Source organism: Halioglobus maricola (genome assembly GCF_009388985.1).
Taxonomy (GTDB): Bacteria; Pseudomonadota; Gammaproteobacteria; order Pseudomonadales; family Halieaceae; genus Halioglobus; species Halioglobus maricola.
The window spans coordinates 3,948,340-3,961,903 of sequence record NZ_CP036422.1; the positions used below are offsets into that span (position 1 = coordinate 3,948,340).

Sequence of the window (13,564 nt, forward strand, 5' to 3'; positions counted from 1 at the left end):
ATAACGACCTGACATCAATAACAACTCAGGGATTCCATGACGCGCCCGCACCTGCTCGCACTTTATCTCGGCGGAATAGCCCTCCTCACCGGTTGTCAGGAACCTACCGTCGTGGAGGAAGCCATCGAGGTAGTCGTGGTCGATGTGGCCCGCGAAAGTGTCACCCTGTTCGGTAATTATGTGGGCCAGACCCACGCCAGTAAGCAGGTAGAAGTAAACCCCCGGGTGGACGGCTTTCTCGAGGAAATTTCCTTTGTCGAGGGCAGCGTGGTCGAATCACGCCAGATGCTCTATCGCATCGACGAAGCCCCCTACCAGGCGTCGCTGGACCGTCATCAGGCGACGGCCACCAGTCGCGCCGCCGCGCTGGCCAAATCGCGCCGCGACCTGGCGCGCATCCAACCCCTATTTGAAGAAGACGCCGCCAGCCAATTGGATCTGGACGATGCGATAGCCGCAGTGCAGCAGGGCGAGGCCGCCGTCAAGGAAGCCGAAGCCGACTTGCGAACTGCTGAGCTACAACTGGAATATACCCAACTGCGCGCACCCATTGATGGCGTGATCGGTGAGTCTGACGTCGACGTTGGCGCGTTGATCCAGGCCGGCAACCCGGATCCACTCACCACGATCCAGCAGGTCGACCCGATCCATGTTTACTTTTCCATGTCTGCGCTCGACTACCTCAACGCACGCCGGCGAGTTCACAGCCGTTACCAGGAACAAAAAATCGAACGCGAGGGCAAGGCACTGGAAGGTACAGTGACCATCACCCTGCCCGACGACAGCATTTATCGCTACAAGGGCACGGTCGCGTTCACTGACCCACAGGTGAACCCACAAACTGGCACATTTGCGGTACGCGCCGTGGTGCCCAACCCCGATCGGGAATTACTTCCAGGACAGTACACCCGGGTGCGCTGGCCACTGGAGGAGCGCATCGATGCACTGCTGATTCCAGAAGAAGCGATCCTGATCGAACAGGGCGGCGTCTATGTCTATGTTGTTCTGCCCAACAATCGCGTGGAGCGGCGGCTCATTTTTGTCGGCCCCACTGTCGAGGGTCGCATCATCGTTGACAAGGGTCTGGCCGCCGACGAGAAAATTATCATCCACGGTATCAACAAGGTGCTCCACGGCAGCCTTGCCTCGCCCATGGACCTGGCGGATTACGAGCGCCAACTCGAGGACCAGGAAGCGGCCAAGCTTCAGGACGCTGAAGGCGAGAGCCAGGACCAGTGATTTCCCGCTTCTGCATCGACCGACCTATATTCGCTTCGGTTATCTCCATTGTCATTGTGATCGTGGGCGCCATCGCCGGGCTCAGCCTGCCGGTAGACCAGTATCCGGACATCACGCCTCCGGCAGTTAGTGTTTCGGCGACCTTCCCGGGCGCCACGGCCAACAGTGTGGCGGAATCGGTTTCGGCGCCGCTGGAAAAGCAGCTGAACGGCCTGCCCAACATGATCTACATGGAGTCGAACAGCAAAAACAATGGCGGCGCCAAGGTCACCGTTACCTTCGCTGTCGGCACCAATCCAGACCTGGCCGCCGTGGACGTACAGAACGAAGTCAAACTCGCCGAGGCGGACCTCCCGGTGGATGTCGCCCAGGAAGGCGTGTCGGTCGAAAAACTCGCCAATGTCGAACTGATGAAAATCGCGATCCGCTCGGATGACCCAAAGTTCGATGAGGTCTACCTGTCGAACTTCATGAGCATCAATATCAATGATGAAATGAAGCGGATACCCGGCGTGGGCCGCACGCGCAACAATGGCTCGCGCCGCTACTCCATGCGCATCTGGCTGAAGCCCGACCGCATGACCGCCTACGGCCTAACCACCACTGATGTGATGAACGCGGTGCGCGAACAGAACGCCCCCGCCGCTGCCGGCACCATCGGCGGCCAACCCAACGATGGCAGTATCTCTCTCACCTATCCTGTGTCGGCCTCGGGCCGGCTGGAGACGGCAGAAGAATTCGGCGACATCATTGTGCGGGCCACCGAGGACGGATCGATGGTTCGCCTGCGTGATATCGCCCGGGTAGAGCTCGGTGCCAAGGCCTACACCCTCGATTCACGCCTGGACGGAGGGCCCGCTGCAGTGTTGGGCATCTACCTGCTCCCTGGCGCCAATGCCATCGAGGTCTCCAAGCTGGTGCGGGCCAAATTGGCAGAGATAGAAAAGAGCTTCCCCCAGGGCCTGGAGTGGCTGGTGGTGTTCGATAACGCCGAATTCGTCCAACAGTCGATCGACGAGGTGATCATCACCCTGATCGAGGCGCTGCTGTTGGTGATGCTGGTGGTATACCTGTTCCTGCAAAACTGGCGCACAACACTGATTCCCTCGCTGGCTGTGCCGGTGTCCGTGATCGGCACTTTCATCGCCATGCTGCTGATGGGCTTTACCCTGAACACGGTCAATCTGCTGGCGCTGGTATTGGTCATTGGCATCGTGGTGGACGACGCCATCGTGGTGGTGGAGAACGTCGAACGCTTGATGAATGAAGAGGGCATGAACCCGCGCGATGCGACCATTCGCGCCATGAACGAACTCACCGGCGCATTGGTGGCCACCTCGCTGGTGCTCGCAGCGGTCTTTGTACCTGTCGCCCTGCTCGGCGGTATCACCGGCATTCTCTATCGCGAATTCGCGGTAACTATTACGGTCGCCGTACTTCTCTCGACCCTGGTGGCGCTCACGCTGAGCCCGGCTCTTTGTGCTCTGCTGATGCAGCCGGACAAGGGCAACAAGAATGCGCTCTTTCGCCGCATCGACCAATGGCTGGAATCAGGCGCGGCGCGTTTCGGCGACGGGGTCTCACTGACCCTGCGGCGCAGCGGTCGCACCCTCCTGGTGTTCGGCCTTATGCTGGCCTGCGCCTGGCTGCTGATGCGCCATGTCCCCTCCAGTTTCATGCCCGTGGAAGACAAGGGGCTGTTCTACGTGGACATGGAGTTGCACGACGGCTCCACCGTCAACCGCACCAAACCCGTTCTGGCACGCGCCGAAGACTTTGTGCTCAACCATCCCGCAGTTAAACACGTGTTCAGCCTGGCCGGGGAGAACCGTCGCTCAGGCGGCAACGAGGCCAATGGCCAGCTCGAGGTTATCCTCAAGCCCTGGGAAGAGCGCAAGGGCGGCGGCTACACGGTAGCGAAAGTCATCGAGGAAGTGCGCGCCGAACTCAAGGACTACCCGGAGATCGTAGTCCAGGTATCCCAGCCTCCCGCCATCGCCGGGCTGGGCCTGGGCAGCGGCGTGGACCTGGTACTGCAGGACAAGAGCGGCACCAATTGGGACGGCCTGCTGGAAACATCAGACCTGCTTATTCAGCGGGCCAATCAACGACCTGAGTTGACGGGCGTGGCCAGCCCGGTCAAGCCAGAGACCCCGGAGCTATTCCTGCAAGTAGATCGGGCGGAGGCCAAGGCACTGGGTGTACCTCTGGCAGATATCTACGGCACCATGCGCACATTCACCGGTTCCACGGTTATCAACGACTTCAATCTCTACGGCAGGGTTTACCGCGTGCGTGTGCAGGCGGAAGCTGAATTTCGTGAACGCCCGGACGCCCTGCAGTACTACTACGTGAGGTCCAGCTCTGGCGCGATGGTGCCAATGTCGGTACTCGGCTCACTGAATTACTCTACCGGCCCCGCTGCGATCGACCACTACAATATGTTCACCGCAGCCAAAGTGTCAGGTGACGCACGCGCCGGCTATTCCACCGGAGACGCGATAAATGCCATGCGTGAAGTTCTGGAACAGACACTGCCACCGTCCATCGGTTACGAATGGACTGGCATGACAGCACAGGAAATCGAGGCCGCCGGCCAGGCTGCTGTGGCCATGAGCCTGGCACTGCTGTTCGTCTACCTGTTCCTGTGCGCACTCTACGAAAGCTGGACTATTCCGATCGCGGTGCTGCTGATTGCCCCGGTCGCCATGCTCGGCGCGCTGCTCGCGGTCGCGCTGCGCGGACTGGAAGCCAATCTGTTTTTCCAGGTCGCCATGATCGCGCTGGTGGGCATGGCCGCCAAGAACTCCATCCTGATTGTCGAGTTCGCCAAGCAGCTGGTAGAGGATGGTATGGACTTCGGGGAGGCCGCATTGACCTCGGCGAAGATGCGCTTCCGCCCGATCATGATGACAGCGATCTCTTTCATCTTTGGGGTGATGCCCCTGGTGTTGTCGTCCGGCCCGGGGTCGGTGGCGCGCCAATCAATCTCCACGGCAGTGCTGGGCGGCATGATCCTCGCAACCAGTCTGGGCATCCTGCTGGTGCCGCTGTTCTTCCTCCTGTTCGGCCGGCTAGACCGGGGGCTTAAACGGCGCCAGGCGCTGGCAAAGGAAAAACAGCTGGAGGCCGCAGCATGAAGCGCGCGGCAATCACCCTGGCCGGCCTGTTACTCGGAGGCTGCATGGTGGGGCCCGACTACCAGCGGGCAGAGGTGCCACTGTCCGACGACTGGCATATGGACCTCCAGTACAAGCGCCTGGCCGAACCGTCGCTGGCCGAACAGACCTGGCTGGATTTATTCCAGGACGAGCAATTACAAAACGTGGTGCAACAGGCACTGCAATCTAACCGCGGCCTGCTGCAGGCCATAGAGCGGATCGAGGAGGCTCGCGCCATGCACCGGATAGGGCGCGCGCCACTCTTCCCTTCCTTCGATCTGGAGCTGTCCGGAGAGCGCGAGAACGAGTCCGGGCTAACCAACAGTGCCCCGAGCCTCGACAACGAATTTTTCTTCGGTGCAAGTGCCAGCTGGGAGCTCGACCTCTGGGGTAAAAATCGACGAGCCGGTCGCGCCGCCTACGCCCAGTATCTGGCCAGTGAATATGGCGCTCAGGCTGTTCGCCTCAGCTTGATTGCTGACACCTGCCAGGCTTACTTCCAGCTCCAGGGCATCAACGCCAGACTCAGCACCAACTACGACACACTGAGCGCGCGGGGTAAATCGCGAGAAATTGCAGAGAAGCGTTTTCGCGGAGGGCTGACCTCTAGCCTGGAAGTGAAACAGGCGGAGGTCGAACTAGCGGCCTCCAGAGCCACCATCCCCCAGGCGGAACAAAAGAAACTCGCAGCTGAGAATGAGCTGTCGGTGCTGATGGGCCTGGCGCCACAGCACATTGAGCTTCAAGGTGAACTCGACGAACAGTTCGTACCCACCACAGTGACCGCCGGGCTGCCATCCTCCCTGCTGCAGCGTCGGCCAGACCTGATTCAGGCGGAACAGGAACTGATCGCAGCAAGCGAAGAGATCGGCATAGCCAAGGCACGACTATTTCCCAACATCGCCCTCACTGGCCAGTACGGCACTGAAACAGCCGAGTTCAGCGACCTGCTGGACAGCGATGGCCGCTACTGGATTCTGGAAATAGACATCCTCATGCCGCTGTTTAATGCGGGAGCAAGACGCGCGGAACTGAGCGCGGCAGAGTCGCGCTTCAATCAGGCCAGACTTGGCTATGAGCAAGCGGTACTGGAGGCATTACGAGAAACCTCCGACGCGCTCAGCCAGTTCTACAAGGCGGGAGAATCACTGGAAGCTCAGCTGGCTCTGGAAAAAGCCAGCAGCGAATACCTGGCCCTGGCCACCAAGCGCTATCGCAACGGAGTGCTTGCCTATCTCGACGTACTGGACGCGCAACGTCTACTGTTTGATGCCCAACTTGCGGTGAGCAACGCGCGGGAAGCGCAACTCTTTGCGCTGGTAGACCTGTACAAAGCACTGGGCGGTGGATGGGACCCGGAGGCCGTGCCTACCAATGAGGAATAACCAAGATGCGTGAAATTCTGGATACACTTCCACTACTGGCCATACTGCCCATCACCCTGGTGGTCGTGCTTATCGCCATCGAAATTGGTTTTCACGCCGGACGTTGGCGCGTGCGCAGCCTCGGTGGCAAAAGCGAGAGCGAGGCTCAACTCAGCGCGATGACCGGGGCCCACCTGGCACTGCTCGCCTTCATCATGGCTTTCTCGTTCAATATGGCCGCCGGGCACTACCAGGACCGCCGAGCATTGATTATGAAAGATGCCAATGCGATCAGCACAGCGTATTTGCGCACTAGCCTGGTAGATTCAGCGGAGAGCAGAAACATTAGTGAGCTTCTCGTTCAGTACGTTGATGTGCGCTTAACCTTCAAAGACGCGAAGACCGCTGGACCGGGGCTGGCGAAAACGCAAGAACTCCAGGAGCTGATTTGGAGCGAAGTACAGCAGCTGGTGAGCAACCATACCCCCACCGTGCTCCACAGTCTGCTTATCCAGTCGCTCAATGAAGTATTCGATGTACACGATGAGCGCGCGGCCGCCGGGCTAAAGCACCGGGTACCCAGTAGTTTATGGATAATACTGGCCGCTCTACTGGTCCTGTCGATGACAGGAATCGGGTATTTCTCCGGGCACAAAGGCGTACGCAATCCGATCGCCAGCACCGGCCTCGCTTTATCTTTCTCTATGGTCCTGTTTCTGATTGCCGACCTGGACCGACCCACGGGTGGCCTGCTCAAGGCCGACCAGTCGGCCATATTCGAACTCAGGCAGCAGCTGAATTGACCTCAATTTCCTGGGGCAAAACAAACCAGCGCAAACGGTCTGCCTCTTCGCTGAGGGTGAGTGAATAGTGCGAACCTTCCCGGTGCTCATTGATTAGCTCTTTCTTTGCCATCGCGAGGCAGTCGGTAAGATCGGGCGCTTCAACATTTTCCTGCACGGGGGCATCGGCCTCGCCAGCAAAAGTCCAGTTTTCCAGGCTCTCCGCGAGCTGCATCGCTTCTCCCTGATACCGCCAGACACCACCAGCCGCATCAAACTGGTAGTAGGGCAGCAAGCGCCAACCGTGTTCAGCCACCAGTTCAATCGCGCTCAGCAGGTAGTTGAACTCGGCCTCGTCGATGAAATAGTTGAAGTTCAGGCGCACCCAACCCGGCCGCAATACCATGGCGCCGCCCTGGATTTCTTTCTCGATCGCACGGCTGTAGTCCATATCCATGCCCAGCAGGCTGTGGCCGTAAGGGCCGGCACAGGAACAGCCGCCGCGTACCTGGATACCAAATAGATCGTTCAACAACGAGACGACAAACCCATAGTGCAGATCGCGCTCGCCGTGCTTGATGCGCAGCGACATGATAGACAGGCGAGGCGCTTCGCAATTACCGAGAATCTCGATTTCAGGGCGCCGGCTAAAACGCTCGATCGCGCGCTGAACATAGTCGTGCTCACGACGCTCGATCTCGTCGGTGCCCACTTCCTGCTGTAACTTGAACACCAGGCCAGCGCGAATAGATTCGACAATCGCCGGTGTGCCACCCTCTTCGCGGCGCTCGTGGTCGGCGATAAAAAGATGATCTTCAGGGGTCACGTACATCACGGTACCGCCGCCTACAACCGCAGGGACCGAGTTGGTCAGCACGGATTTTTTCACTACCAGCACCCCTGGCGTTCCGGGGCCGCCGACAAACTTGTGTGGTGATATAAACACCGCATCGATCGGCAGTTCGCCCTGCATGTCGATACCCACGTAGGGAGCTGCCGCCGCGTAATCCCAGAACGCCAGCGCACCGTGGTTTTTCAACAGCGCAGTGACTGCTTCAGTATTGCTCTTGATGCCAGTGACATTGGAACCGGCTGAGAAGCTGCCGATCTTCAAAGGACGGCTGGCATAGGCGCATAGCTCCTCTTCGAGTGCATCCAGATTAATCTGACCGCGATCATTCAGCGGAATTGACACCACATCGGCTATCGACTCGCGCCAGGGCAGTTCATTCGAATGATGTTCGTAGGGGCCGATGAAAACAACCGGCCGCTCTTCGGCAGGTATGTGCTGCTCCAGAGCATATCGCTCATTCAAATCTGCCGGAAGTCGCATATTCAGCATGTCGATCATCTTATTAATCGCAGCGGTCGCGCCAGGCCCACAGAAAATCACCTTATCGTTCTCACCCCCGTTTACCGCGCTGCGCACCTGCTGACGAGCCTGCTCCCGCAAGGCGGTGGTCTGGGCGCCCGTGAAAGATGTTTCGGTATGAGTATTGGCGTACCAGGGCAGCACCTGCTCGCGGATATAGTCTTCAATGAAGTTCAGCCCACGACCGGAGGCGGTGTAGTCCGCGTAGATCAGGGGCCGGATGCCAAAGGCAGTCTGCATCGGCTGGCGGGAGCCTATGACGCCGGCGCGGATTTTCTCGATAAGTGTGGACACGGTAATTCCCTCAATGCTGATGGCGCATAGAATAGACAAAAAGCAGAGAAACATTGTCCCTATATGTGACCCATTTTCCGCATATATCGAAACAATTGTTTCGATAATTCATTTAAAATAGTAAAATCGTGCCTTTCTGGAATGAAATTACGGACTCGGCAGCCATGGACAATACCGATCGAAAGATCCTCGCGGCGATGCAGGTCGACGCCAGCCTCTCTGTGGCCGATCTCGCAGAGGTGGCAGGCATCTCCAAATCCGCCGCCTGGCGCCGCATCCAGAAACTTGAGGAGCAGGGCGTGATTCAGGGCCGGGTCACCCTGCTTGATCCGGCCGCTCTCGGGCTCTCACTCACCGTTTTCATCGCAGTCAAAACCAATCAACACAACGAGCGATGGGCAGAGCAGTTCAAGCAGGTTACCGAGAGCATTCCGGGCGTGCTGGAGGTGTACCGCATGGGCGGTGATGTCGATTACCTCATCAAGGCAGTGGTGAAGGGCATGCCCGGCTACGATGCTCTGTATCAGGAATTAATCAAAGCCGATCTCTTCGATGTCAGCGCGAGTTTTGTAATGGAGGGGTTGAAACAGACGACCGAGCTGCCATTGTAGGTCGCTGCAAATCGAAACGATGAAGAACTTCTAGGCCAAGAAGTAGCCGATACCGCTGCCAAGTGCCATGGCAAGAAAACTCAACAGCGTTGCGGCCTGTACAGGAATAATTCGGCGTGTTTCTGCTCCAGCTCGTCGCAATCGTTTTATTGCAAAAGCTGCTGGCACTATGCCCACAAGGCCCCAGATCATACCTTGCGCGTTCTCGCAGCGCACGCTGGCCATCGCCAGCACCAGGTAAGCTGTAATAACTATTGCTATGTAACAGGTGACCGACGCATCTCGACCGATACGAACGACCAGATTGTACTTTTGAGACGCCCTGTCTGCGGTATAGTCGGGAAACTCATTGATCCAAAGAAAGGCGGCTACCAATAGTCCGAGCGCTATCGAAGCGTAAACAAGGGGTACCGAGACATAGCCCGTCTGGACGATGTAAGTACCGCAGACCACCAGCGGGCCGTAGGCCACCGCAACGGCAAGTTCGCCCAGCCCCCGATAGGCCAACCTCACAGAACCGCCATGGTAGTACCAAGCCAAAGCAGCCCCGGCCAACCCGAAAGGTAATACCCACGGGTCTCGTAGCAACACGATAATCAGACCGATAAATATGCCTAGCGCAAATCCTCCGGCCGCGATTGTCCAGCACTGGCGCCTACTAAGAAGGCCATCTACAAGAACACGCTTACCACCAGAAAACGGGCTTCTATCGCGCTCTATGATCGCCAGATCCGTACCGCTATCGAAGTCCACCACCTCACCTGAGGCATTTTTACCGACTTCAAAACAGAAAATTCCCAGTAAGGTGAGCGCTAGCCAACCAGGCGCCAGTTCGGCGTCGGTAGCTGCAAACAACGCGCCCATCGCGATGCCGGCGAACGAAGCGAGCGAGACCTTGGGGTCGGCGAGTCGCCAGAAGCCCTTGTAAGCCCTACTGACTTGAACCATCATTTATCTGCTCAAGTTCATAGGCATCAAACTTTTCCCGAGCCTTGCGCAGCTTGAACTCACTCTCCTCGCCGGCCATTTCTACCACGCTGTCGAGTTTCTTATAGCGTAGATAAATCACGCCATCCCGGCCGCCGGGGTAAAAGACAACTTTGGCGGCTACCTCGGCTTTATCGCTGGCTACCTGCGCCGCCGGCACCGTAAGTCGATTGTTCGCAACATGCACACTGGCGTCGCCAGCGATATCTTTCATATTCACCAGGCCCGCCAGCCACTTCGGGGCACCGCCGATATTTTTCATCGCCGCCACCACGGGGCGCGTATCACTGACCTGCACAGCCACTTCAGCGTCCAGAATCACCGGTGCGTCGGCAACAATTTCTGCCTCACGCAGGGTCAGCAAAGTCGACCAATAATCGCCATCAAAACTACCCGCCTCGCCAGCAACCCTGACCTGATCCAGTGTCAGGGTAGAGCCGTCGAGTTCCAGACGCATATCTCTGGGGGAACCGCCGGTGAGATGTAGCTGGACATCAATGTCGCCGCGAATATCCTGGCCATCAGCCTGCATGCCGATGTCCTCTCCCTGCAGGACGATTTCGCCTCTAATATCTTCCGCCACTGCGTGTACAGCGGCCTGCAACTGTGCAGTACCACTAGTAAACGCCAGCGCAGTAGTGGGCGGCAGATAGTCATTGATCACTCCCATATCCACCATGGTCGCGTCCTCTATAAGTACGCGCAGAGTATTGTCCTTGCGCCGCTGCTGGTGCTGTTCGCCATACATAATGGCCTCGAAGTCAGCATCCACGTACACCAGGTTGGAGCCGCCGTACTCCAACTCCAGTACGTCCCCCTGCAGAAATGGAGCCTCGTCCTGCTGGCGCTGGACACGAACCTCATCGTAAGCAATGAATAACGTCAGTGGCGTATCCCGCTGCTCAGGCGTAGTGATCGACACTTCTCCCTCTCCACTGACGTCCATGCCTCTGACAGAGACCTCAAGCGAGGGAGCACTGGCCAGTATATTGGTCCCCTGAAGCACATAGCCGTCGCGGTAATTAACCTGTCCGGCAACGCGGCCCGCACCGCCTATCTCCAGTTCTCCCAGGTTGGGAGTGAAGAGATTTAGAAAGGCGAGGCTAGCCACCTCCACATCGAGCTGCGCCGCCAATTGCAGGAATTTAAGCATGCGCAGCCCCTTGTTTTCCCGCGGCACAAAGGGCGAAAACCCGAGAGAGCCGGCAATCGTGCCCCCGTGGAACACCTCGACTTCTGTATTGACATAGCCCGGCGCCAGGTTCAGGTCGATCTCGCGCACTGCCAGCTGCATGGGCCCGCCCCGCGACTCAATCTGGAAATCTCCCTCAGCACCGCCTTTGCCGCCGCCACTTATGTTGTGTATCCAGTAACTGTGTTCCCCACTCACACTGGCGTCAGTGACAAACACCTTCCAGGCCCGCTTCTTCTTACGCGGGCTATCATCTACCGGCACCAACTCGCGTCCGGCGATTTCAGGGAAATATTCCAGCTTGCCACTGTAGTCGCGGTCAGGTTTTAGCCGCGGTCGCTGTCGGTAGTCGACATCCGTGGCCTGGGCGTTGCTGATAGTCACACGCTTGAAGATCATCGGAAGCAATGACACGCTGGCAGACGCCGATGCCACCTCTACCTGCCACTGCTGACTGCGGCTCTGGCCATTGGCCGATATGCCCTCGGCGTGGACGCGAAAGGGGTACCAGGACCACGCTTGCTCCCAGCTCACGTGGAATTTTTCCGGACGGATCATGTTGACCACGTTCTGGGTCAGGGGCAGCCACAACAGGGCATTCACCAGCACCAGATAGGCCAATTCGATGCCGACAATCCATTTCAGGACGCGCAAAAGTACAAGGTAATATTGCCGCTCAAAAGTCATCTGCTTGCAGTCTTTCTCCCGTAACATACCGGCAAACTAACATACCCCATCAATTCGGAGCACTCACTATGCGTAATTCAGTTCTCACAGCTCTGCTGCTGACGCTTATCAGCGGCGGTATCGCCAGCAACGCGGCCAATGCCGACAGCACCGGTTTCTTTATTGCAGGCGGCGCCAACTGGGCCCAGCTGGACGCCGACATTGAAGACGAACTCGATCTCGAAGACGGAATCGAAGCCTTCTTCGATGACAACGCTGTAGGCTATAACGCCGGCGCGGGTTATCGCTTCACCAAGTGGCTGGCCGTCGATGCCGCCTACTGGGACCTGGGCGAGTTCAAGTCAGACAAGCTGGAAAATGGCCAGAAAATCGGCTTTGACGCGTCTATCTGGACCGTCGGCGGCATCGTTTCTGTCCCCCTGTGGATCATCGACATTTATGGCCGCGCAGGTGCCGCCATGTGGGACGTGGACTCTCGCTACATCGATCAGGATGGTACTGACCTCTACTACGGCGCCGGCGCTGCAATCAATGTCTTCCGCAGCCTCGACGTTTATCTCGAGTACGTTCGCTTCGATGCCGACGATGCCATCGACACGGCCAACCTGGGCCTGCGCTGGACTTTCTAATGCAGTTGGCGCGCCCAACCATGGGCGCGCCACCACCCTAATCCAGATCAATTGCCGCCACCAGGCGTTGTGCTAGACTCGCCCGCATCCAAAGCCGGGATTGCACAATGATCTTCCGCCAACTCTTCGATTCAGCTTCATCCACCTATACCTATCTGCTGGGCTGCCCTGACACCGGCGAAGCCGTGATCATCGACACCGTGTTTGAACAGTACGCACGCGACGCGGCCCTCGTCCGAGAGCTGGGCCTTACAGTGCGCTACACCCTGGACACCCATGTGCACGCCGACCACGTGACCGGTGCCTGGCTCTGGCGACAGAAATCAGGCGCCCAATCAGTCATCGCCGCCCACGCTGGAGTCGACGAAATCGACATCAAAGTCGTCGATGGCGATGTGCTCGCCTTTGGCAACCAGTCTATTTCTGTGCGCGCGACTCCCGGCCACACTGACGGCTGCCTGACCTTCGTCACCCGGGAACAGGATATGGCCTTCACCGGGGACACGTTGCTAATACGAGGCGCTGGTCGCACCGACTTCCAGGCGGGCGATGCCCACACCATGTGGCAGAGTATCCAGACTCAGATCTTCAGCCTGCCCGACGATTGTCTGCTGTATCCAGGCCATGACTACGATGGGCGCACCGTGTCCACCGTAGCGGAAGAGAAAGCCCACAATCCCCGAATTGGCGGCGAGGCACGTGAGGAAGATTTCGTGGGCTATATGAACAACCTCGCCCTGCCCCACCCACGCCTGATCGACATTGCGGTGCCGGCCAACCTGAAAGGTGGCAAACCCGACGAAGTGGAAGCGCCCGACGACTGGGGCCCGGTCATCCAGACTTTCGCCGGCATACCTGAAATTCGACCCGACTGGGTCGCCAGGCACCGTGATGAGCTGTTCTTATTGGACGTGCGCAGTGCCGGTGAATTCAGTGGCGAGCTGGGTCACATCGAGGGCGCGACACTGATTCCTCTCGATGAGTTACGCGATCGGATGGACCAGGTACCCGAAGATCGACCTGTAATCGCCATTTGCCAATCGGGTAAACGCTCCGCCATGGCGGCGCAAATTCTGCGCAGGGATGGCCGTGAACGCACCGCCAATTTAGCCGGTGGCATGATCCAGTGGCACAGGCTGGGCCTGCCTGTTGCCTGATTGACCGAGAGGCATGAGGTATTCGCTCTGTCATTCGTCTCACCACACGGCACACAAATGCCTCTATAATAAGCTCGTCAATTCCGGAA

10 protein-coding genes are annotated in these 13,564 nt (G+C 58.2%); 7 read left to right on the top strand and 3 right to left on the bottom strand.

All coding sequences use genetic code 11. The annotated features are described in order from the left end of the window. The first annotated feature begins 36 nt into the window (after positions 1-36). From EY643_RS17880 to EY643_RS17895, 4 genes are read left to right on the top strand one after another with little or no spacing between them, the layout of a single operon-like run. Positions 37-1,239: an efflux RND transporter periplasmic adaptor subunit gene (locus EY643_RS17880; protein WP_153240524.1), complete on the top strand. Its 1,203-nt coding sequence runs from the start codon at positions 37-39 to the stop codon at positions 1,237-1,239. Then, positions 1,236-4,379, top strand: a complete 3,144-nt coding sequence (locus EY643_RS17885; protein ID WP_153240525.1) for an efflux RND transporter permease subunit — start codon at positions 1,236-1,238, stop codon at positions 4,377-4,379. Before EY643_RS17880 ends, EY643_RS17885 begins: the two co-directional genes overlap by 4 nt. Beyond that, positions 4,376-5,785 carry an efflux transporter outer membrane subunit gene (locus EY643_RS17890; protein WP_153240526.1) on the top strand — a complete coding sequence of 470 codons (1,410 nt, stop codon included), beginning with the start codon at positions 4,376-4,378 and terminating at the stop codon, positions 5,783-5,785. The genes EY643_RS17885 and EY643_RS17890 overlap by 4 nt, the downstream gene beginning before the upstream one ends. Before the next feature lie 5 nt (positions 5,786-5,790). After that, the gene (locus EY643_RS17895) at positions 5,791-6,567 is read left to right on the top strand and encodes a bestrophin-like domain (protein WP_153240527.1); all 777 of its coding nucleotides are present in this window, start codon (positions 5,791-5,793) and stop codon (positions 6,565-6,567) included. Here the strand turns inward: EY643_RS17895 and EY643_RS17900 are convergent. Beyond that, on the bottom strand, positions 6,548-8,212 hold the full coding sequence (locus EY643_RS17900; protein WP_153240528.1) for an aminotransferase class V-fold PLP-dependent enzyme: 1,665 nt from the start codon (positions 8,210-8,212) through the stop codon (positions 6,548-6,550). The genes EY643_RS17895 and EY643_RS17900 overlap by 20 nt on opposite strands. Before the next feature lie 164 nt (positions 8,213-8,376). Here EY643_RS17900 and EY643_RS17905 point away from each other — a divergent pair, with 164 nt between their 5' ends. Next, positions 8,377-8,823, top strand: coding sequence for an Lrp/AsnC family transcriptional regulator (locus EY643_RS17905; RefSeq protein WP_153240529.1), 447 nt, complete (start codon positions 8,377-8,379; stop codon positions 8,821-8,823). Between the two features lie 30 nt (positions 8,824-8,853). Here EY643_RS17905 and EY643_RS17910 read toward each other — a convergent pair whose 3' ends face one another. Both EY643_RS17910 and EY643_RS17915 read right to left on the bottom strand, forming a co-directional pair. Next, positions 8,854-9,771, bottom strand: coding sequence for a prenyltransferase (locus EY643_RS17910; RefSeq protein ID WP_205743099.1), 918 nt, complete (start codon positions 9,769-9,771; stop codon positions 8,854-8,856). Then, entirely contained in the window at positions 9,755-11,689 is a 1,935-nt protein-coding gene (locus EY643_RS17915) for an AsmA family protein (RefSeq protein ID WP_153240531.1), read from the bottom strand. The genes EY643_RS17910 and EY643_RS17915 overlap by 17 nt, the downstream gene beginning before the upstream one ends. 68 nt (positions 11,690-11,757) lie before the next feature. On the opposite strand from EY643_RS17915, the gene EY643_RS17920 reads away from it, so the two are divergent. Continuing rightward, entirely contained in the window at positions 11,758-12,318 is a 561-nt protein-coding gene (locus tag EY643_RS17920; RefSeq protein WP_153240532.1) for an outer membrane beta-barrel protein, read from the top strand. A gap of 107 nt (positions 12,319-12,425) precedes the next feature. After that, positions 12,426-13,475, top strand: coding sequence for an MBL fold metallo-hydrolase (locus EY643_RS17925; protein ID WP_153240533.1), 1,050 nt, complete (start codon positions 12,426-12,428; stop codon positions 13,473-13,475). Positions 13,476-13,564: the final 89 nt, after the last annotated feature.